19 protein-coding genes and 2 pseudogenes are annotated in these 21,489 nt (G+C 36.3%); all 21 read right to left on the reverse strand.

The window, feature by feature from the left end; all coding sequences use genetic code 11:
- Window positions 1-26 precede the first annotated feature (26 nt).
- On the reverse strand, window positions 27-1,874 hold the full coding sequence (locus tag PYW32_RS07305; RefSeq protein ID WP_016174971.1) for a heavy metal translocating P-type ATPase: 1,848 nt from the start codon (window positions 1,872-1,874) through the stop codon (window positions 27-29).
- 51 nt (window positions 1,875-1,925) lie between these two features.
- Window positions 1,926-2,228 carry a hypothetical protein gene (locus tag PYW32_RS07310; protein WP_016174970.1) on the reverse strand — a complete coding sequence of 101 codons (303 nt, stop codon included), beginning with the start codon at window positions 2,226-2,228 and terminating at the stop codon, window positions 1,926-1,928.
- A 164-nt stretch (window positions 2,229-2,392) separates the two neighbouring features.
- Window positions 2,393-3,142, reverse strand: a complete 750-nt coding sequence (locus PYW32_RS07315; RefSeq protein WP_016174969.1) for a Crp/Fnr family transcriptional regulator — start codon at window positions 3,140-3,142, stop codon at window positions 2,393-2,395.
- A gap of 221 nt (window positions 3,143-3,363) precedes the next feature.
- Window positions 3,364-3,576: an AAA family ATPase gene (locus PYW32_RS07320; protein WP_016174968.1), complete on the reverse strand. Its 213-nt coding sequence runs from the start codon at window positions 3,574-3,576 to the stop codon at window positions 3,364-3,366.
- Complete coding sequence (pezT, locus tag PYW32_RS07325; RefSeq protein ID WP_016174967.1) at window positions 3,566-4,354, reverse strand: type II toxin-antitoxin system toxin PezT; 789 nt, start codon at window positions 4,352-4,354, stop codon at window positions 3,566-3,568. The genes PYW32_RS07320 and pezT overlap by 11 nt, the downstream gene beginning before the upstream one ends.
- The gene (gene pezA / locus PYW32_RS07330; RefSeq protein WP_016174966.1) at window positions 4,354-4,830 is read right to left on the reverse strand and encodes a type II toxin-antitoxin system antitoxin PezA; all 477 of its coding nucleotides are present in this window, start codon (window positions 4,828-4,830) and stop codon (window positions 4,354-4,356) included. Before pezA ends, pezT begins: the two co-directional genes overlap by 1 nt.
- Window positions 4,831-4,899: 69 nt before the next feature.
- Window positions 4,900-5,121: pseudogene (locus PYW32_RS07335) on the reverse strand (hypothetical protein); the annotation flags it as partial.
- Window positions 5,112-5,434: pseudogene (locus PYW32_RS07340) on the reverse strand (transposase); the annotation flags it as partial. The pseudogenes PYW32_RS07340 and PYW32_RS07335, both read right to left, overlap by 10 nt.
- Window positions 5,435-5,503: 69 nt before the next feature.
- A complete protein-coding gene (locus PYW32_RS07345; protein ID WP_016174964.1) occupies window positions 5,504-6,466 on the reverse strand; it encodes a hypothetical protein in 963 nt (320 codons plus the stop codon).
- Window positions 6,467-6,479: 13 nt separating this feature from the next.
- Window positions 6,480-6,701, reverse strand: coding sequence for a YdbC family protein (locus PYW32_RS07350; RefSeq protein ID WP_016174963.1), 222 nt, complete (start codon window positions 6,699-6,701; stop codon window positions 6,480-6,482).
- Window positions 6,702-6,718: 17 nt separating this feature from the next.
- Window positions 6,719-7,063: a nucleotide pyrophosphohydrolase gene (locus PYW32_RS07355; RefSeq protein ID WP_016174962.1), complete on the reverse strand. Its 345-nt coding sequence runs from the start codon at window positions 7,061-7,063 to the stop codon at window positions 6,719-6,721.
- A gap of 41 nt (window positions 7,064-7,104) precedes the next feature.
- Window positions 7,105-8,313, reverse strand: a complete 1,209-nt coding sequence (locus PYW32_RS07360; RefSeq protein ID WP_016174961.1) for an MrcB family domain-containing protein — start codon at window positions 8,311-8,313, stop codon at window positions 7,105-7,107.
- Between the two features lie 62 nt (window positions 8,314-8,375).
- Window positions 8,376-11,630, reverse strand: a complete 3,255-nt coding sequence (locus PYW32_RS07365; RefSeq protein ID WP_016174960.1) for a type I restriction endonuclease subunit R — start codon at window positions 11,628-11,630, stop codon at window positions 8,376-8,378.
- A 331-nt stretch (window positions 11,631-11,961) separates the two neighbouring features.
- Window positions 11,962-13,206, reverse strand: coding sequence for a restriction endonuclease subunit S (locus PYW32_RS07375; protein ID WP_016174959.1), 1,245 nt, complete (start codon window positions 13,204-13,206; stop codon window positions 11,962-11,964).
- Window positions 13,196-14,719, reverse strand: a complete 1,524-nt coding sequence (locus PYW32_RS07380; protein WP_016174958.1) for a class I SAM-dependent DNA methyltransferase — start codon at window positions 14,717-14,719, stop codon at window positions 13,196-13,198. Before PYW32_RS07380 ends, PYW32_RS07375 begins: the two co-directional genes overlap by 11 nt.
- Window positions 14,720-14,738: 19 nt before the next feature.
- A complete protein-coding gene (locus PYW32_RS07385) occupies window positions 14,739-15,332 on the reverse strand; it encodes a helix-turn-helix domain-containing protein (protein WP_016174957.1) in 594 nt (197 codons plus the stop codon).
- A gap of 300 nt (window positions 15,333-15,632) precedes the next feature.
- A complete protein-coding gene (gene rlmD, locus PYW32_RS07390; protein WP_016174956.1) occupies window positions 15,633-17,006 on the reverse strand; it encodes a 23S rRNA (uracil(1939)-C(5))-methyltransferase RlmD in 1,374 nt (457 codons plus the stop codon).
- A gap of 96 nt (window positions 17,007-17,102) precedes the next feature.
- Entirely contained in the window at window positions 17,103-18,140 is a 1,038-nt protein-coding gene (locus PYW32_RS07395) for a diacylglycerol kinase (RefSeq protein WP_016174955.1), read from the reverse strand.
- 11 nt (window positions 18,141-18,151) lie between these two features.
- The gene (gene gatB, locus PYW32_RS07400; RefSeq protein WP_016174954.1) at window positions 18,152-19,582 is read right to left on the reverse strand and encodes an Asp-tRNA(Asn)/Glu-tRNA(Gln) amidotransferase subunit GatB; all 1,431 of its coding nucleotides are present in this window, start codon (window positions 19,580-19,582) and stop codon (window positions 18,152-18,154) included.
- A complete protein-coding gene (gene gatA, locus PYW32_RS07405) occupies window positions 19,582-21,051 on the reverse strand; it encodes an Asp-tRNA(Asn)/Glu-tRNA(Gln) amidotransferase subunit GatA (RefSeq protein ID WP_016174953.1) in 1,470 nt (489 codons plus the stop codon). The genes gatB and gatA overlap by 1 nt, the downstream gene beginning before the upstream one ends.
- Window positions 21,051-21,356 (reverse strand): Asp-tRNA(Asn)/Glu-tRNA(Gln) amidotransferase subunit GatC, encoded by a 306-nt coding sequence (gene gatC / locus PYW32_RS07410; RefSeq protein ID WP_016174952.1) that lies wholly within the window; start codon window positions 21,354-21,356, stop codon window positions 21,051-21,053. The genes gatA and gatC overlap by 1 nt, the downstream gene beginning before the upstream one ends.
- Between the last annotated feature and the right edge of the window lie 133 nt (window positions 21,357-21,489).

Genomic DNA, 21,489 nt, shown 5'->3' on the forward strand with positions numbered 1-21,489 from the left:
TTAAAAATTTTACGAAAATTTTATTTTCATAATTTATAGCGAAGAAGTCTCATAGCATTTAGAATTACTACTAATATACTCGCTTCGTGTACTAACATACCGATTGACATATTCATCCATTCACTAAAGAATACGCTGGCAAGCAGGACTAATACAACTCCTACTGCAATAATTATATTTTGAAGCATATTATTAGCTGTTGCTTTTGTTAAACCTAGTGCATGTGGCAAGCGGCTGAAATCAGAGTTCATTAAAACAACATCTGAAGTTTCAATGGCTACATCTGTTCCACTTCCCATAGCAATTCCTATTTGTGCTAGAGCTAGTGAAGGACTATCATTTACTCCGTCCCCAACAAATGCAACAATTTGACCTCTTTCTTGCAGTGCTTTAATATATGCTGATTTATCTTCCGGCAACATGTGCCCGTGGGCTTCGGTGAGTCCAAGTTCACGCGCCACCAAATCCACGGTTCCTTGATTATCACCTGAAAGAACGACTAGATTTTTAACACCAAGTTTTTTCAGCTGTTGAAGATTTTCTTTGACACCAGGACGAATTTGATCACGAATTCCTATCAATGCCTTTAATTCACCATCAACGGATGTTAGAACCAGTGAATTTCCATTCTCCTCGAATCTGGCAATATCTCCTCGAACTTTTTCACTTAAAAGAACATTTTCTTGTTCCATCAATGCGACATTCCCGACCGCAACTCTATGACCTTCTACATGAGCTACAATTCCTCCGCCTTTGACAACCACCGTTTTTTCAACGGTATATGATTTTGTATCTCCAATATATTCCACAACCGCTTTTGCTAATGGATGATCGGATTCCTTTTCAACACTTGACAGATAAGCTAATACTTCGTCTACATTATCTGCATAAATTTCTTTATCCGCTACTTTAGGATTTCCTATTGTTAATGTTCCAGTTTTGTCAAATACCATGGTGTCTAGTCTGCTAAAATCACTAATTACCTCGCTACCTTTTAGAAGAACACTATGACGTGCTCCATTACCAATACCTGCAACATTTGAAACAGGGACACCGATTACCAATGCTCCTGGGCATCCTAAAACTAATATCGTGATTGCAAGTTCAATATCCCTTGAAATGAGCCCTACAATAAAAGAGAGACCTAAAACAGTAGGGGTATAATATTTAGAGAATCTATCAATAAAGCGTTCTGCCTCTGATTTTGAATCCTGTGCTTCTTCCACTAACTCAATGATTTTACCAAAAGTAGTGTCTTCACCTACACGGTCAGCTGTGATTTGCAGTGTGCCATTTTCTAAAATTGTTCCAGCATATACTCCTGAATCTTTCTTTTTGCTTACTGGAACTGCTTCACCTGTAATACTTGCTTCATTAATATGCCCTTCTCCTGTCAACACTGTACCATCAACTGGAATTTTTGCGCCCGTTTTAACAAGTAAAATATCACCGACATCAACCTCTTCTATTTCGACTTCTTCAAACTCACCATTTTTCAGTTGCTTTAGAGCAACTTCTGGCGCCATTTCAGTTAATTCTTTTATTGCAGAACGTGTTTTATTAAGTGTCCTTTGTTCTAAATAAGCTCCAAATAGAAATAAGAACGTAACGATTGCCGATTCTTCATAGTTCTTGATTATAAAAGCTCCGATAACTGCAATAGTAACTAAAACATCGATACTGACAACTTTGACCTTCAATGCTTGATACGCTTGGATAGCAATCGGTATAACTCCTAAAACGGAGGCAATTATTAGTGACCATATAGCTATAGGTTCGTTTTGAAATCCTAATTTACTAACATATGCAATTATTATTAAAATTGCACTTACTATTGTAATATGATTCTTTCTTCCTAAAATTAATTTTTGCATATACATACTCCTTCCTATTATGATTTTTATTAATTGTATCACTTGTTTCTTTTATGATTCATATGCTTTATCTAATTCTGCCAACAGGTTATATACAGCTTCATAGCTTTCACAAACATCATCTGGAACTGTATAATTGTCTGTAATTTTACGTAACTTTGCAAATTCATCTACTAAATCAGGTTTTCCACTTCCTGTATCTTTTAATTTTTTTGCAAGCTTATCATATACTTCACGAACTTGGTGAAATTCTGGATGATTGCCGCCATGAACTCTTGCTACAATTGGTACATACTGTGCCAATGTTTCTAAATCTGTTTCCTTGACTTGATTAAAATCTAATTTTTTCGACATGCTTTTTCCTTCTTTCTTTTTCTTTGGGTTGATTACATTATATAAGGGATTAAAAGATATTAACTTGATCTACATCAAGTTTGTTCTTTTTACGCAGAAAAATAGAACAGTTAGTATTTTTAACTTAATACCAACTGTTCTATTTTTTATTTTAAGATTATCTGCTATATCAGCAACAAACCATCTAAATCTAAAATCTCAATCTTTCTGTTTCTTTTTTGCTTTATATAACCTGCATCTTCAAAATCAACCAACGTTCTACTGATCGTTTCTGGCGTCGTTCCTAAATAAGAGGCTAAATCCTTTTTACTCATCGGTAATTCAATTTCTATTGGACTAACTCCGCCATCTGTACACTCTCCAAGAAACAACGCTAATCTAGCCGCCACTTTTTCGGTGACAAATCTGGTTGTTTGTTTTTCTGATATTTCCAGTCGGTTAGAAAACTCAGCTAAGATCTTCAAAGATATCGTAGGGTACTTTAATAAAAATTCTTGTAAGTCATTTTTGCTAATCACACATACATTGGTATCAATCATTGCTTCTGCATACGCTTCATGGATTGATTCACGAAACAGAGCTAATTCTCCTGTAAAATCTCCTGGATTTAAAATTCTCAATAATTGCTCTTTTCCAGACTCAGATAAACGGTAGATTCTAATTTTACCCTTACTTACAACATATAAGACATTAGATGTATCTCCTTCTCGATAAAGCACTTCACCTTTTTTATATGAAATGGACTTCATGACTTTCATTATTTCTTCCATCTGCTCTGCTTCAAGATGATTAAAGATTGGTACAACACAGATACATGAATTCTTTGAATTTGGCTCATGTCTGTGATGATGAATGTGTGAGGAAGTATTATGAGAACATTTCCTGATATCTTGTTTGCAATCCTTCTTCGACATTCAGATACTCCTTTCATAACATATTTTGGGACTTGTTTATTTATTTCCAAGTATATAATCAAAACAAGTCGTAGAATAATCAAGTGTAAGAAACTTACCGTTCTTCTTTAATAAACTTTCTATTAAATTTGCTATCTCTGCAAGTTTTTCATCTGTACTCATATTATTGAATGATGCTTGTCGGTTTGATATCTCAATAAACTTTTGATTGATTGAATCATCTATATCAACAGTTTACTAATATCATGTTTATGATAATCTGATTTAATAAAACCTTTATTTCTGATACTTCTATCTAACAAATATCTTATTGCAAATAAAAGATTTGTTTTTCCCGAATCGTTCATCCCGAATATCACATTTTTATTTGATAAGTCAATTTCAATAGAACTAAAATTACGAAAGTTTTCAATTACTAACTTTTTAAATTCCATAGTTACTCTCCAGCAAATTCTTATTATTCAGTTTAACTAACCGTTCCCGACCTAACTTCAACATCTCCTCCTCGACCTTACTCCATTCTCCGAAGAGGCAGTCTTGAAGAACTTCTGCTGCGGAATCTTTATCAGTTTCAGAATCATAGATACAAGCCCTATCTCTTTGGTAAATTTGAATTTGTTCAAAGAGTTTCTCACTTTCTAACTCCCTCAAGTTATCAACCAAGTTCTCAACAATCCCATCGTGGTGTTCTTTTGGTGTTGCTCTGGCCTGATTGGGATCGATGGCATAAAGTTCTTCGTAACGAATCAAGGTGCTGAGATAAGAAAGCTCTGATTTGGTACCAATTACAGCTAAAGAAACTTGGTAACCTTTAGAAGCTAATAATTGAGCAGTCTGACGAGGAACTTGAGTGGTACGCAAAGTCCCTTCAATCAGCAAATGATAGCCTTGCGTGCTGAGTTCATCAACCAACTGTTCTACCATTTTTCCTGCAAATCCCTTGGTATAGTCCACGCTGTCCTTGCCATACTTTTCTTGCAGGGCTAAGTAATTGGGATGCTGAGAACGGTAGCTGTCACCATCGATGATAATGATATTACCTTGAAATTCCTTCTGCTTGATACGATGTATCGTTGTCTTACCTGCCCCGCTTTGTCCACCAAGCAAGATAGCTTTCGGTTGACCTGGAATCGTCTTTCCTCGGGTTAAGGCCCGAATGGTTCGCTGCAAGGCCTTCTGAAACTCTTCCTCACTAAATTCTTCCAATCTCATTAAGCCACCACCCGATGATGCACCATGTCTAACATTCGCTCTATACCGTCTAAATAGCCATTGTAACGCTCAATTTCATCGAAGGTGTCAACTAAATAAATTTTCGTATTGATTAATTCAGCCAAATCATCACTCATGAGAATCCAAGGGTTGGCTTCATCATCAAAAGCAATATCCTGACTATCTTGATATCGATAGAGCTGCGATAAAATGGCTGCTCCACGTTCTTTTATCACTTCTACTTTTAAAGTCAATTGATAATCTTCAACAGGTGTTAACATCTTGTCCTCCCCTACAATATCGATATAAGAGACATTAAATTTCTGACAAATACGGTCGATAAGCTCTGTTGAAACCGTACTGGTCCCATTTTCATAACGACTCAGGCTATTGCGTGAAATCCCGACCATTTTCGCAAATTCTGGTTGTGTTAAATCGTGTGTATGGCGTAGTGATTTGATATTGTCTCCAATCATAGATAAAGACCTCCTCATATTTAATTTCATTATACCATAAAAAACGGATAACGCACCAAATATGGTGCGTTATCCGTTTTTAGGTTTCTTCGATTGCTTAAACTGCTCTATTCGCTTCTCAAACTGCTCAGTATTCAGTTTATTTTTCACTTCCTGGATTGACTTATCAAGACTTTGTTCCTCATCGGTTATAACGCTTTGAGATATTTCAACTCTCCTATCAGGCTTGAAATCTGGATCAAAAAACACATCTAGGAGTTTCTCTACTTTAGTTAGTTCAATATCTGACATGTATGCTTGTTTGCATCAATCACTTGTCTTTTCGTCCGAATATCAGCGCTGCTTGCTTTAAAATATCATTCTCCATCTCAAGTTGTTGGTTTCGTTTGCGTAAGGCTATAAGCTCTTTTTTCGTTGGGGTCAGATTATCGGCTTCTTTGAATGAACCTGTCTTTTTTGCCTGACGGACCCATTTGTCAAAAGACGATGGTGTTAGTTCATATTCTCTGATGATGTCGGCCCTTGGTTTTCCAGAGTTTAGTAAATCGACCATTTGTTGTTTAAATTCTTGCGTATATGTTCTGCGTTCTCTTCTTTGCGACATAACATGATTCCTCCAGTGTGTTTTCTTATAGTTTACACACCTTATCTTTTCTGTCTAGTTTATTGTAGCCTATCCAATATATTCTTCACGAATCTGAGACAGAGTTTTTCCAGTTTCTTTATGTACAGCAAAAACATAAGTCTGAACACTAGACCATCCATAAATCTCTTTCAACCATGCTTGCATAGACTTTTCTTCTCCGTTGACCATTACATTGCCATTGGAAAGAAGCCGCCCCTCATCTTCCCTCCCTTTAGCAACTATAATGTCTCCTTCTTTAACAACACCCCATTCAAGCATTAAATCTATTTTCGGTAGAGACCTACGTATAATTTTCTTTTCTCCAGATGCTGTTGCAATGAGCGATTTATCCATAAGATTCACATAATAATCATCATAATTAGTAACTGGGAGTAGCTTTTCTACATAGAAAAATAAATCTTCATTCAGCTTATACGGTGTTAGTCTATAACAACTCATATCAACATTGTTACTATTTAGCCAAGCAACTGCAGACAACGTTTGTTCATCAAAATCAGATGCCACCAGAATAATTCTTTGCTTTTCATTGAAATTTTTCTGTGCATCATTGACCTGAAGGAATTCATTCAACTTACGAATACCAAGTTCAAATGAAGTTAACTCTCCAAGTTCAAACTCACTTCTATATTTTTCAATGTATGGAGCATAAACTTTTTTTACTAAATCGTCGGTCTTTTCAATTGTTGCATAGCTCGCAGCATATCTTATTGCCTGAAACTCAAAAGCTTCTCTGCGATGCTCAATATCCTTGCGATCTCTCTTAATTTCAATAAGCACAATATTTCCGCTGTTATCTACCGCAGTCAAATCACTTCTTCCGTTCTTTTCATTTCTAACTTGCCTGCCAACAATAAGCATAGATTCCTCTTCATCACAGATCATATCAATGCTGTTTCTTAAAATTTCTTCTATGTCATTTTCTGTCATATTTAGTTCTGAAAAAGTGACCGGTTCTATTCTAGCGGCTTGCTTACCTTTAATACTGTACATGATCTCCCCCTCCTTAAAGTTCTATTTCATTCAGTAAATCCCTTAGTTTCTTAAGTTCGTCTGCACTTAAGGTTACACCCTTGCCCATCTTCTCATGTTCAGGTGCCCAATCTCTGATGTCATATTTAGGTTCCCTGTCATTCCAGCTGATTAAATTCAGTTCCTTTGACCAGCCCTTATTGTTTTCTGAAAGAGTGCCCACAGTTTCTTTAATTTCGTATTTTATTTCTGCCATATAATTCCCTCCGTTAATTATAGTTCTGTGTACTTCTTCGAATTTCCAAAGCTCTTTTCAACTGGATACTTCTGGTTGTTTTTTCCCAATTTATTTATGACCGCTTCATCCAAATTTATATTCATACTTCTGCACAGACTAATAAGATAAGTATAAATATCAGCTATTTCATCTGCAACAGCTTGTGTATCATTCGTATCAATCATATCATCTATCTCTTTATCAGTTTTCCATTGGAAGCACTCAAGGAGTTCACCTACTTCTGCACCTATTGCAATTGATAAATTTTTTGGAGTATGAAATTGCTCCCAATTTCTCTCTTTAATAAATTCAATAATTTGATCTTCAACTCTTTTATTCATAGAACCTCCATTAGATGGCACAATTTTTAATAATACGTTTTTTACTCCACATTTAGCAATCCATTAACAATATAATTTTGAGGTCTAAGACATAATTTGTTACTTAAATGACCTTTAATGTAATAAAACTTCCCTTGATTTTTTTCTTTATTAAATTCATAAACTCTGTAGAGATAGTAATTTGAATCTTGTAGCCCAGAAAATTCTAGTTCACTATCTGTAATATTAAAAGGAGTGTCACTATCACCTGTTGTAGTTTTAACTTCAATATGTTTCTCTCGGCCATCTAGCTCATATGATAAAATATCGTAACCTGCTCCATCACCTTCATCTTCAGAAATATGTTTTACTTTTTGTGCTAGATCTGCTCTACCATTCTTATTTAATAAATCAAATTCATAATTTAAAACCATTAATTCACCAGCATAACCAAGTTTCTTTTGATTTTTTGCCTTCTTTAAAAAATCGGTTTTTTTAGCAACAAATTCTCTTGGTTTTTGGTCTTTTGCAACAAAAGATGTTGGACACTCTTCTCTTTCAAGCAATGACTTAGTATAGTTTTCAATACTGCTTTCAATACCATCTAAATCATCTGCATCTTCTACTTTTTCAAATAGTCCCAGATCGGAGTTTACTATCAAATAGTCGTTTGTTTTTTCGATTGAGGATTCTCTTAATCTACCTTTTAATTCTCTATATACACCCAGTAATTTCTGCAAGTCCTGAATCAATTCTTTATCACTTAGTATATCATTAATATCATAAAATTTTCCGCAAATATGGCCCAATTCGTATCCTTCTGCCAAATTATTGTTTTTAATTCTAAGATCAATCGAATCATAGGAAAAATCAGTTAATGTCGATGATAATATATTTTTCCATGCACTTGATACCTGCTCAATCTTTTTTCGTCCCTCTTTAATTCCATATTTTTCTTTGAAATACGTCCAGCCCTGATTAAGTGAAATATATACGCCACTCATATCGGCACAAAATAGATACACAATGTCATAACCTTTGGTTGCAGTCATTGTAATGTCTTTATCAAAAATAGCAATCCACGGAATATCCGCCCAATTGCCTTTTCCAGGAGATCCTTCAACTTTGTATTTTAAAGTATCAATAGACGCTTCCTTTTCAATAATTTGACCAGAATTGACTCTTAGGTAATTTGCTAATTGATGCGCCTTAAATGATTCTTTTTTTGCACTATTGTACTCATCTAATATTTTTAATAATAGTTCTCTCAAAACCCATTCCTCCTAACCTTAGTTTAAAGGTTTATCACTACCTATAATGTTCAATCCTTTCATCAATCCGTTGTGAATTTCCCAGGCTCTTCTGCAACTCTGTCGGACCAGATAACTTCTTCATAAACATTTCCAGCCATTTTCTCTGCTTGCCTCATGACAATATTCATCGCTTTTAATGCTTGATCTGGTGGATAGTCATACTTGCTAAGAAGCCTCTTAATTACACGTCTCATGCTCGCTCTTGCACTTTTTCGAACACTCCAATCAATGGTGATATTATTTCTTATAGCCAAAGTTAATTCATGAGCGATTTTCCTAAGCGTTTCATCTTCCATGAGTTCTTTAACGATATCATCCGCTGTCAGTGCATCATAAAAAGCAATTTCATCGTCGCTTAGACCCAGTTCTGCCTCTTCCTCACGCATTTTTTTAATGTCATGGGCCATTCGTATAAGCTCTTCAATGACTTCAGCATTTGTAAGTGCTTGATTTCGATACTTGTTTAGAGCCTTCGTCAGCCTTTCAGAGAATTTTTCGGACTTCACAAGATTTCTCTTTTCCATGGTTTTGATGTTACCTTCTAATAGTTTCTTCAGCATTTCCACTGCTAAGTTTTTCTGTTTCATTTCCTGAACTTCTTTTAAGAACTCTTCAGAAAGGATTGAAATCTCAGGCCTCTTGATTCCCATAGCATCAAATACATCAATAACATCTTCTGAGATGATGGAGCGTTCCAGCATTTGATGAAGTCTTGCTTCCACTTCTCTTTTTGATAGGGGTGTATTTTCTTTTTCCTTTAGTTTTACAAGGCTGGCTTTAACTGCTTTAAAATAGCTGATTTCAAGAGCCTTTTCTTTCCCTTTATCAGTTGCAGCACATAGTGCATGAGCCTTTCCTAATTCAAGAGCTGTCTTTTTAAATTCCTTTTGGTCTTCTTCTTTCTTCCCAAGTATAAAGTCCATACCACCCACAATAGTTCTCATTCTTTCCACTTGAGAGTTGCCCATATATTTTGAGTAATCATAGCCATGCATCATGTCTCTTAATATTTCCAGTTTTTCAAGCATAACAGCAACCGCAACATCGGTATCAATACCGGTATTTTGACGATCCGTATTGGTGTATTGTTTTAAGGCGCTCTTTAAACTTTCTAAAATCCCGATATAGTCAACCACTACACCGCCTGATTTCTCTTTAAAGACGCGATTAACCCTTGCAATTGCTTGCATCAGGTTATGCCCCTTCATTGGCTTGTCAATATACATGGTATGCATAGATGGCACATCAAATCCAGTGAGCCACATGTCACGAACTATCACTATTTTAAGTTCGTCACTATTGTCCTTCATACGTTTGGCCAATAAATCCCTACGCTGTTTACCTCCTAGATGCTTCTGTAGCTTTTCATTATCTGCAGCACTACCAGTCATAACAACTTTTATTTTCCCTTTATCAATATCATCATGATGCCAATCAGGTCTCAGTGCTGTTATCGCCTCATAAAGCTCAACACAGATTCTTCGACTCATACAAACAACCATGGCTTTACCATCGATGCTCTTTGCTTTTTCTTCGTAATGATTGACGATATCTTCAGCAAGCTTTTTGACTCTGTTTGGAGAACCCACAATGGATTCCATTCTGGACCATTTGGCTCTGTTTTTATCCTTCTCAAATTCTTCCTGACCTTCTGTGATCTCTTCAAACTCATCATCAATTTTTGTCAGCTCTTCTTCATCTGTTTCCAGTTTAATAATGCGGTTTTCATAATAAATCCGAACCGTTGCTTCATCTTCTACCGCCTGGGTCATGTCATATGTATCGATGGTATGACCAAATATGGCTACAGTAGATCGATCTTCAAGATCAATCGGTGTCCCTGTAAAGCCGATAAAAGACGCATTAGGTAGTGCATCTCTTAAGTATTTAGCATAACCATAATTCACTTCACCGGTTTTAGAATCCACTTTGGCCTCTAATCCGTATTGGCTTCTGTGGGCTTCATCTGCGATGATGATGACATTCTTACGATCAGTGAGTACTAGCATCTCGCCATCTTCTGGTTTGAACTTTTGAATGGTGGTGAAGATAATCCCACCAGACTCTCTATCATTTAAAAGGTCATAAAGCCCATTAACCTCAGTGCTATTACCACCCACATAATTCGTTCTCTGGCTATCTGAAAGTTTTCTTACTGTTGCTTGTTTTGGAGTCTGACGCAGGATATCTTTTGATTTAGAGAAGGTTGTGAAAAGCTGATCGTCCAGGTCATTTCTATCAGTTATAACCACGATGGTTGGATTATTCAGTTCTCTCACAAGTCCACCGGTATAAAACACCATAGAAAAGCTCTTTCCCGAACCTTGTGTATGCCAAACAACACCGATCTTACGATCGCCGTCTTCCTTTGTCGCTTCTTTTGTTTTTTCAATCGCTTTCTTAACAGCAAAGTACTGATGATAGGCTGCTAGAATTTTAATGATGGATTTTTTATCCCCTATTCTCTTGCCTTCAAAATCCTTCTCCGCTTCTTTCGACTCCTGGAAAAGAATGAAGTTTTGAATAATATCTAATAATCTTTCTCTTTGGAACATGCCACCCAACAGCACTTCATACTGAGGCTCAGATAAAGGTGCAATATTCTCGCCATCAACGGTTCTCCAGTTCATGAACCACTCTTCATTGGAAGTAATAGTTCCAGCTTTTGCATTGATTCCATCTGAGATTACACAAAAAGCATTGTAATTAAATAGCGAAGGAATATCTCTCTTGTAAGTCTGAATCTGATTATAGGCACCCTCAATCCCTACATTTTCATCACTCGCAGACTTTAACTCAATGACCACAAGTGGCAGTCCATTCACAAAGACGATAAGGTCCGGTCTTCTTTCTTCATTTTCTATAATAGTAAATTGATTAACGACCACGAATTCATTATTGCTCATATTTTCAAAGTCTATAATATAGGCTCTTTTGGTGCGAATGTGGCCACCTTCATTAAAGGATACTTCTATCCCTTCTGTCATTAACTGATGAAAATATCGATTGTTTTCTTCCAGCATTGGGCTGTTGAATGTGATCAGTTGACGATAAGCATCATCAAGTGCTTCCCTTGGAATATCACGATTGATCTTAAAGAGTGCATCTTTAACTCTATGTGAAAGGATCACCTCACGATAATCTTTTCGCTCCTCATAATCCCCACCTAAAGAGATGTCTGGACCGAAGGCATAATCGTAGCCAAGACTTTCTAATATTTCAATAGCTGCTTCTTCAAGCATCGCCTCTGTAAAAATACCATTTACACTACTCATCACTACCACCTCCCAGACAATCTTTCATTTCAATTTGCATTTCCAATGCAGTTATTTGATTTATTTCTATTGTTTTATTAATCACCCCGCACCTCCACTTCTCCATTCATCTAACTAATCTTTAATGCGTACTATTTGAACAGCTTTTTTAGTGTCTTGAATATATCAAAGGATGTCCGATTGTATACTTTGTTGTAAACTGCTTTCTTAGGATTCCTCAGAAATCTATATCCCCTAGGCATCTTTATTCCTGCTCGGTGCACAACCTGTCTTTTGATGCTGGTTCTTGCAGAGATTCTTCTCTTTAAACTAGGTTTTCTAAAGCCAAACTTCATGATACGTCACCTTCCTCATTAAGTGGAACCCTGATTTCTCCGGACATAAGTTTGGGGAGGAGAGAGTCCCTTATTTTTATCAAGCTTTCTGTTTCTTCCTGCTTATTATTAATAAGTTCATACATATCGATAAACTTCTTTTCAAAATTTTTAAATATCTCTCTATTCGTTGGAAAAACTAGCTTTAGTTTCTTCACTTCGTCAAGAGTTACATATTCTTGTACAGAAGCTTTTTTTATCCCATGATACTGAGATTGAAAAAAATCTGACTTCAAAGTAAAATAAAAAAATTGAAATGATACATCTTTAGTTTTAAAGTTTATAAAATTGTAGTGTACTGCAATTGGTAAATCTCGTTTGCGAATCACAGCAACTAGACCGAGTGTTCCAATTCTTGATATAAGAACATCATTTTCTTCTGGCACCCAGCTCTTATGAACATTTTCAAAATCTTCTTTTGAAATATATTTCACATCTGTAACATCAATATGCCCCTTATTGATATTCCTTACATTCAAGAATGGAATTCCAAGATCAATTCTTTTAGGTTGATAGTTCGTACCTGGTTTTATATGTCTACACAACGAATCTATTTGCACTACTTCCCACCCCTTAGGAATCATCCCAAGCTCACTTTCAACCATCTCGCCGCCACTAGACTTATATGGTTCTCCGTCTTCATTGGGAAATTCGAAATCTACGAACCATTGCTTGAAAATTGTCTGTGCCATATTCTCAAGGGTTCTGTTTATTTGGTTGTTGACTTCGATTTTATCGTCCAGAGTTGAGAGGATATGGGCGATGGCTTTTTGTTCTTCTAATGGCGGCAAAACCATTCTTATACTATTTAGATTTGCTTTATTTAATTTTGGTTGTGCCGAACCAGTGATATACCCTGATAAATCCGATTTGTTCAAGAAATACTTAATATATCTGATATCTGAATTCTCATTTGATCTAAGTATATGAGCATGATTATTCACCCAAAATTGTTCTTGGTTTTTAGTCAATCGTGCAATATCTTCGTTTCTTGTCTCCAAGTTTGCTCCGTCTTCAGCAACTAATAAATACTGCCCTTCAAAAATAAACTTATCAATAAAATCTATTACTCCTTGGGCTCCATAATATGGATACTTACCTTGCCTTAATTCTCTTTCTTTACTTGATAGTGGTACCCGTTTTGAATTGTAATTTATGGTTACATCTTCTAGTTTATACTCTCTCCATTCACTAAAACTCATAGCCAATACCTCCAAGATTCTTTCTGATCTCATCTTCTAACTTTCGGGATTTAGCAAAGAGTTCTGCCAACTCAGCTGTCATATTTTCCATTTTTTCATCAAATGGGATGCCGTCATCTTCCACATCTTCAATTCCAACATATCTTCCTGGGGTTAACACATATTCATGCTCTCTGATGTCTTCGATACTAGCGGACTTACAGAAACCCTTGATATCTTCATACTCCCCATCGATATTTCGCCATTCATGATAGGTTTCAGAAATCTTACTAATATCTTCCTCTGTTAGCTCTCTGTGTCTTCTATCTATCATTTCTCCCAATTGTCGTGCATCAATAAAGAGGACTTCGTGTTCTCTTGATCTGTACTTCGGATTATCCTTCTTGTTTCTGTTAAGTATCCATAGCGATACGGGAATACCTGTAGAATAGAACAGTTTATCGGGAAGAGCTACTATAGCATCGACCATATCCCCTTCCAATAAATTCTTCCGAATTTCACCTTCGTTTGAAGTGTTCGTGCTTAGTGATCCATTAGCAAGAACAATTCCTGCGCTACCATTAGGTGCAAGATGATAAACCATATGCTGAAGCCATGCATAGTTGGCATTTCCTGCAGGTGGAATACCAAATTTCCATCTCACATCATCTGTAAGTTGATTGCCACCCCAATCACTAATATTAAATGGCGGATTAGCAAGGATGAAGTCTGCTTTTAATGTTTTATGGAGATCGTGATGGAAAGTATCATCATGGTGTGGTCCTAGATTTGCATCAAGTCCTCTGATAGCTAGGTTCATCTTGCAAAGCTTCCATGTGGTTGAATTCATTTCCTGACCATAGATGGATAGGTTTTCAACCCTCCCTTGATGATCTTCCACAAACTTTTCACTTTGCACAAACATACCACCCGAACCACAGCAAGGGTCATAAACTCTGCCTTGGTATGGCTCAATCATGTCAACCAAGGTCTTAACAACGCTAGTAGGGGTGTAGAATTCTCCACCGCCTTTTCCTTCAACACTGGCAAACTGTCCAAGGAAGTACTCATACACTCTACCCAGTAAGTCCTTTTCTCCATTTTGATGAAGCTTTATCGTTGAAATTAAGTCAATCAGTTCTCCCAGTCTTCTCTTATCAATTTCGGGTCTTGCATAACGCTTATCCAGTACACCCTTTAGGGATGTATTCTCTTTTTCAATAAGAATCATGGCATCATCAATAAACTGACCGATTTTGGGATCTTTTGCATTATCCTTGATAAAAGACCATCTCGCTTCTTTAGGAACCCAGAAGATGTTCTCTGCTTCGTATTCATCTCGGTCTTCTTCAAAGCCTGCACCTTCTTCAATAAGTGCGTCAAATTTTGTTTCGAATTTATCGGATATGTACTTCAAGAAGATAAGCCCCAGTACCACGTGTTTATATTCACTGGCATCCATACTGCCTCTTAATTTATCAGCCGCTTTCCAAAGCGTTTCTTCAAATCCAATGTTTCCTGTGTTCTCAGTCATTAATATTCCCTCCAAATGTTTAATAGTTATGATCATCAAAGACTTCAAATATTTCACCTTCAAAGCCTTCTTGTTCTGGTTCGCTACTTACCCAATCAGGTAAGACTTCGTAATAGTGTGCCAACGCTTCAATCGTTTTGTGTAAAACAGATTCATGCTGGACTTTTTCAAGTAGTTCTACGATGAGTTTATAGGTCTCTAAGTATGGATTATTATCTACTATATCCATTGCGGCCTTAAATCTTGATACCAATTTCGCTTTTTCAATATCTCGTTCGATGGCATTCATTTCTTCTTTATCGTAAATGGGAACTTCAACGAGATCATTCATCTCACCCAAAGAAAACTGCTGCTCTTGCCTTTTGATTACAGGCTTAAGCTCTCTTTTCAGCTTTTCCTTCTGAATCTCCAACTGATCAATTTCTGTAAGCTCACGTCCAAAATAGGACTGATCAATTCCAAAAAGTTCTTCTAAAATCGGTAGATATTTTTTTGGAATGTTCTGTCGCCCTTTCACCCACATGTTTATATTTTGTTTTTTAATACCAAGTTTTTCTGCAAGTTCTATATGCTGAAGATTAAAGAGGTTTAAAATGTACTCTAATCCAATCAAGTGCTCACCTCCTGGTGCAGGGCAATGTTCCAACTTAATATTTATTATAATTCATTTTATTGACTGGGTCAATAACTAATGTAAATGTTTTCTATTCTTTTGACACTAATTCTATCCACTCATTACATTTTTGACATCTATTTTGTCAACTCACAAGCCCTAAAGTAAATCTAACCAATCAACCCTACACTTTGCTAGTTTTAGATAAGTTCCCACATAATAAAAAACCGTGATTCTCCTCCAGCTTAAAGCCAGATTTCAAATCACGGAAAGTGCTTATTTACACACGTTTCTGTACTTTTACTTTTCTATCCTTGACATCAATACTACCGTCTCAACATGCGTCGTTTGAGGGAATAAATCTACTGGTTGTACGGTATCAGTCGTATAACCTAATTCTGCAAAGTGTGTTAAGTCACGCGCCATTGTAGCTGGGTTACAAGAGATATAAACGATTTTTTCTGGTTTCATATCGCAAGCTGCTTGGATGAAAGTTTGATCTAAGCCTTTACGTGGTGGATCTACAAAGATAACATTTGGTGCGATGTCTTCTTTTGCCCATTGTGGCATCACTTTTTCTGCACGTCCAACTAGATAGGTCGCATTGTCAATAGCATTTAATTTGGCATTATCACGTGCATCATCGACTGCTTCGCTAATTGTTTCCATTCCATACACGTGGTCTACTTTATCGGCAATTGATAAACCAATGGTGCCGATTCCAGCATAAGCGTCAATCACTACGTCTGTTGCTTTTAAATCAGCTAATTCAATTGCTTTTTGGTAAAGAACTTCTGTTTGTTTCGTGTTTACTTGGTAGAAAGATTTAGCAGAAATATGGAATTTTTTCCCTAATAATTCATCTTCAATATACCCTTTTCCAAATAAAACTTTTTCTTCTTTCCCTAAAATCACGTTTGTTTTTTCTTCATTAACATTTTGGACAACTGAAACAACTTCTGGTAATTCGTCATGAATGACTTGAGCGATTTCTTTTCCTTTAAAGAATTTAGCTTTTCGCGTTACCAAAACAACCATCATTTCATGAGAATAGTGACCACGACGAATCACGATATGTCGCATAAATCCTTCGTTAAATTCTTCGTTATACGCTTTGATATTGAAGCGTTGTAAAATGTTGCGAACAGTAACTATCGCCGCATCAATTGCTGGGTCTTGGATAAAAAAGTCTTCGATTGGAACTAATTGATGACTGTTTTTACGATAAAAGCCTGTAGCTAATTGACCATCGATTTTACGAACTGGAATTTGTGCTTTATTGCGATAAGCATAAGGTGCTTCCATTCCTAAAGTTGGTAAAACAGTAATTTCAGGCATTTTAGCGACTTTAGTTAACACATTTTGGACTTGTTGTTGTTTAAATTCTAATTGTTTTTCATAACGTAAATGACTTAATGGTGCAATCCCTGTTCGTAGCAAATCCTCATTTTCAACTGTTTGACGATCTGGACTAGGCTTTAAAATTTCCATGACTTTACCAAAACCAAATTTATTGCCAACTTTTAAAATTTTTACTCGCACTTCTTCTTCTGGCAAGGCATTTTCAATAAAAATAGGATAGCCGTCAACTTTTGCGATGCCCATTCCCTCATGTGATAAATCGATGATTGTTGCTTCGATTTGTTGATTTTTCGTTACTGGATATTGTTTCATTCTTTTTCTCCTTCATATTTAAGCTTTTCTACACTTACTCACAACTTTAAAAAACTAGAACATTCTAAAAAACGTTCTAGTTTTAAAGTTTATCATCTATTCTTTTTCATCTGCGATCTGGCCATCACCGTCAATATCTTCGTCGTTTAAACGTTCAACTTCAAGAATTAATTCTTTACTAATCACGTCAAATGGATCGATTGCACCGGTCACAGATTCATCTGGGATTTGATCGACATTGGCATAAAACTCGATATGCTGATGAAGATTTTCAAATTGCATGGGTGCATCACCACCATATTCACCATCTAAATTAATCATTAAACGTTCATTCGTATCCGATGTTGACACTTCTAAGAACGAGGTTTTGGTATAAATAATTCTGGGATCATTGACGTGTTTCCCTTTATTCAACATTAAACCAACTAGATGAACAATTTCAAAAATATTTGCTGTTTTAACAATAATTAATGAAAATTTACCATCATCTAATTTTGCATCTGGAACAATTTGTTCAAAACCACCCACAGAATTCGTTAAACCAAGGAAAAACATAGACGCATTGCCATTGTATTCACCAGTATCGTATTTAAAATGCATATTAATTGGTTTAATACGTGGTAATAATTCGGCACCTTTAGCTAAATATGCTAAATAGCCAAAAATACTTTTTAGCTCAGAAGGAACATCATAAGTCAGTTCAGTCAAATGCCCACCAGCTGCGATATTAATAAAATACGAGTTTGGTGTCTTACCAATGTCCATTTTAACTGTCTGGTTTTTCAAAATAACTTCTGTCGCAGCTTTAATATTATCGCGCGGTATCTTTAATGCCCGGGCATAATCATTGGTCGTACCACCAGGAATAATGGCCATTTTAGGACGTTTTTCCAAAGGAGCAATACCATTAACTACTTCGTTAATGGTACCGTCTCCTCCAGCAGCGACGACCAAATCAAAACCAGCTTCTCCAGCTCTTCTTGCTTCGTCTCTAGCAGAAAATGGAGTGGGGGTTGTTGCAAATGCACTTGCCTCATAACCAGCTTTTTCTAAAACATCTAATATATCTGCTAGACTTTTTTTCACCAATTCTTTTCCTGAAGTGGGGTTATAAATGACGCGTGCTCTTTTCATTACATTCCCTCTTATCGTTTTGCTAATTCTTCTTTTAACAATTTATTCACAACGCCTGGGTTCGCTTGTCCTTTAGTTGCTTTCATAATTTGACCAACTAAGAAACCAACTGCACGATCTTTTCCGTTTTTAAAGTCATCAACGGATTGTTGGTTATTATCCAACACTTCATTAATGATTGGTAATAACTGTGCAGGATCAGATAATTGAACCAAACCTTTTGCTTCAACTACTTCTTTTGCATCGCCACCATTTGTAATTAACTCACGGAAAACTTTTTTCGCAATTTTAGAACTAATCGTTCCATCAGCGACTAATGTAATCATACCAGCTAAATTACTTGGCGTTAATTTTGTTTCAGGTAATTCTAATTTTTCGCTATTTAAGTAGGCTGATACTTCGCCCATTAACCAGTTTGATGCTTGTTTTGCATCAGCACCTGCAGCAACTGTTTGATCAAAGAAATCAGACATTTCTTTGGTTAACGTCAAGACCATGGCATCGTATTCTGGTAAACCTAAATCGTTCATATAACGTGCACGACGAGATTGTGGCATTTCTGGTAATGTTTCACGAACACGTTCAATCCATTCGTCATCAATCGCAAAACGAGGAATATCTGGTTCTGGGAAGTAACGATAGTCAGATGAACCCTCTTTCACACGCATTAAAGCTGTTTTGTTCGTTGTTTCATCAAAACGACGTGTTTCTTGTTGGATTTCGCCACCTGAAAGCAAGACTTTTGCTTGACGTTTTTCTTCAAAAGCCAAACCTTTTTTAACAAAGTTCATCGAGTTTAAGTTTTTCAACTCTGTTTTTGTTCCGAATTCTTCTTGCCCATAAGGACGCAAAGAGATATTTGCGTCACAACGCATAGAGCCTTCTTCCATCTTCACATCAGAAACTTCTGTAAACAAGATAATTGAACGTAGGGCTTCTAAATACGCATACGCTTCTTCTGGTGAACGCATATCGGCTTCAGAAACGATTTCGATTAGCGGTGTGCCTTGACGGTTCAAGTCAACATGTGAATAGCCACCAATTCCGTGCATGTTTTTACCAGCATCTTCTTCTAAATGAACACGTTCGATACGGATTTTTTTCTTTTTACCTTCTACTTCAATTTCAATCCAACCGTCATGACCAATTGGTTGATCGAATTGAGAAATTTGGTAAGCTTTTGGATTATCTGGATAGAAGTAGTTTTTACGGTCAAAATGGGTATCTTTTGAGATTTCACAGTTTAATGCAAGAGCTGCTTTCATACCAAATTCTAACGCTGTTTGATTCATTACTGGTAACACACCTGGATAACCCCAGTCAATAATATGTGTGTTGCTATTTGGTTCTGCTCCAAAATGTGCTGGAGCAGGCGAGAAAATTTTTGAGTTTGTTTTTAATTCTACGTGGACTTCAAGCCCAATGACTGTTTCGAAGTTCATTAGCTATTTCCTCCTAAAATCACTGGTTTTTTCGTATGGAAGTCAGTCGCTTGCTCAAACGCATACGCTGCTTTATACATTGTATTTTCATCAAAATGTTTACCAATTAATTGTAACCCAATTGGTAGACCTTCTGAGAAGCCAGCTGGTAATGACATACCTGGTAAGCCAGCTAAGTTTACTGGAATCGTTAAAATGTCACTCATGTACATTTTAATTGGATCATTGATATTTTCACCAATACCGTAAGCGACGTTTGGTGAAGATGGACCCATGATTAAGTCATAATCTGCAAAGACTTTATCAAAGTCTTGTTTAATCAACGTACGTACTTGACCAGCTTTTTTGAAGTAAGCATCATAATAACCAGCACTTAGTGAGAATGTTCCTAACATAATACGACGTTTTACTTCCGTACCGAAACCTTCACTACGAGAGTTTACATAAACATCATCTAAGCTATTCACATTTTCTGAACGGTATCCATAACGAATGCCATCAAAACGTTGTAAGTTTGAGCTTGCTTCAGAAGAGGCAATAATATAATAAACAGCAACGCCATATTTTGAATGTGGTAAGCTGACTTCTTCAACAGTTGCACCTAATTCACGGAATGTATCTGCTGCTTTAAGAATCGCTGCTTTAACATCCTCATCGACACCTTCACCTAAATATTCTTTTGGTAAGGCAATCTTCATTCCTTTGATATCGCCAGTTAAGCCCGCTGTAAAATCAGGAACACTCACGCCTGCTGATGTTCCATCTTTTGGATCATAACCACTAATTGCATTTAATGCTAAAGCATTGTCTTTAACGTTACGTGTCAATGGTCCAATTTGATCTAATGACGAAGCAAATGCAATTAAACCAAAACGTGACACACGTCCATAAGTTGGTTTCATCCCAACAATCCCATTAAATGAAGCTGGTTGGCGAATGGAACCACCTGTATCTGTACCTAAAGCAACCGGTACTTGCCCTGAAGCAACTGCTGCTGCTGAACCACCTGATGATCCACCAGGAACTTTTGTATGATCCCAAGCATTTTTTGTTTTCTTAAAGTAAGAAGTTTCAGAACTTCCACCCATCGCAAATTCATCCATGTTTAATTTACCAACTGGAATCATATCTGCTTGATAAACTTTATCCATGACCGTTGCATCATAAATTGGATCAAAGTTGTAAAGCATTTTTGATGCCGCAGTTGTTAAAATATCACGTGTTACGATGTTATCTTTAATCCCAATTGGAATACCTGATAAAGTCGCTTCCTCTGTTACGCCTTTCAAATCAATCGCTTTTGCTAATTCTAAAGCTTTTTCTTCGCTAATTGTAATAAATGAGTCTACTTGAGGTTCTGTTTCTTTAATGCGATCTAATGTCGCATGCGTTAAGTCAGTCGCAGTGATTTCTTTAGAAACTAATAAAGAATGTAATTCTTCTAGACTTTTATCGTATAATTTTGTCATTATGCTCCTGCCTCCCCGTTGTCGATGATTGCAGGTACTTTAATAAAGCCATTTTCTGATTCTGGTACATTGCGCATTAATTCTTCACGATTCCATCCTTCAGCCGCTTCATCTTTTCTTAATACATTGATTGTATCTACAACATTTGAAGTAAATGGGACACCTTCTGTATCCACTTCTCCTAATGTTTCCACCATATCAATAATTTTACCTAATTGTACGGTAAAGTCTTGAAGCTCATCATCTGAAAAAGATAATTTTGCTAACTTGGCAACATGTTTTACTTGTTCTTCACTAATCGCCATAATGTCCTCCTTTTAGTTTCCATGCATTTATTGCGCATGTTGTTTTCACTGTATTGTATCACTTTATTGAAAATCAATAAATAACTATCATGAATGTTTTCCGATTAATTGTAAACATATAAAATAATCGGTT

Source organism: Enterococcus saccharolyticus subsp. saccharolyticus (assembly GCF_029023825.1).
GTDB lineage: Bacteria > Bacillota > Bacilli > Lactobacillales > Enterococcaceae > Enterococcus_F > Enterococcus_F saccharolyticus.

Bases quoted from the DNA above. Each gene is read 5' to 3' on its own strand.
- PYW32_RS07380 (WP_016174958.1), bottom strand. From the start codon at position 14,719: ATGACTGAGAACACAGGAAACATTGGATTTGAAGAAACGCTTTGGAAA.
- PYW32_RS07350 (WP_016174963.1), bottom strand. From the start codon at position 6,701: ATGGCAGAAATAAAATACGAAATTAAAGAAACTGTGGGCACTCTTTCA.
- pezT (WP_016174967.1), bottom strand. From the start codon at position 4,354: ATGAGATTGGAAGAATTTAGTGAGGAAGAGTTTCAGAAGGCCTTGCAG.
- PYW32_RS07375 (WP_016174959.1), bottom strand. From the start codon at position 13,206: ATGAGTTTTAGTGAATGGAGAGAGTATAAACTAGAAGATGTAACCATA.
- PYW32_RS07355 (WP_016174962.1), bottom strand. From the start codon at position 7,063: ATGAATAAAAGAGTTGAAGATCAAATTATTGAATTTATTAAAGAGAGA.
- gatC (WP_016174952.1), bottom strand. From the start codon at position 21,356: ATGGCGATTAGTGAAGAACAAGTAAAACATGTTGCCAAGTTAGCAAAA.
- PYW32_RS07315 (WP_016174969.1), bottom strand. From the start codon at position 3,142: ATGTCGAAGAAGGATTGCAAACAAGATATCAGGAAATGTTCTCATAAT.
- PYW32_RS07320 (WP_016174968.1), bottom strand. From the start codon at position 3,576: ATGGAATTTAAAAAGTTAGTAATTGAAAACTTTCGTAATTTTAGTTCT.
- PYW32_RS07365 (WP_016174960.1), bottom strand. From the start codon at position 11,630: ATGAGTAGTGTAAATGGTATTTTTACAGAGGCGATGCTTGAAGAAGCA.
- PYW32_RS07345 (WP_016174964.1), bottom strand. From the start codon at position 6,466: ATGTACAGTATTAAAGGTAAGCAAGCCGCTAGAATAGAACCGGTCACT.
- rlmD (WP_016174956.1), bottom strand. From the start codon at position 17,006: ATGAAACAATATCCAGTAACGAAAAATCAACAAATCGAAGCAACAATC.
- PYW32_RS07395 (WP_016174955.1), bottom strand. From the start codon at position 18,140: ATGAAAAGAGCACGCGTCATTTATAACCCCACTTCAGGAAAAGAATTG.
- gatA (WP_016174953.1), bottom strand. From the start codon at position 21,051: ATGACAAAATTATACGATAAAAGTCTAGAAGAATTACATTCTTTATTA.
- PYW32_RS07305 (WP_016174971.1), bottom strand. From the start codon at position 1,874: ATGCAAAAATTAATTTTAGGAAGAAAGAATCATATTACAATAGTAAGT.
- pezA (WP_016174966.1), bottom strand. From the start codon at position 4,830: ATGATTGGAGACAATATCAAATCACTACGCCATACACACGATTTAACA.
- gatB (WP_016174954.1), bottom strand. From the start codon at position 19,582: ATGAACTTCGAAACAGTCATTGGGCTTGAAGTCCACGTAGAATTAAAA.
- PYW32_RS07310 (WP_016174970.1), bottom strand. From the start codon at position 2,228: ATGTCGAAAAAATTAGATTTTAATCAAGTCAAGGAAACAGATTTAGAA.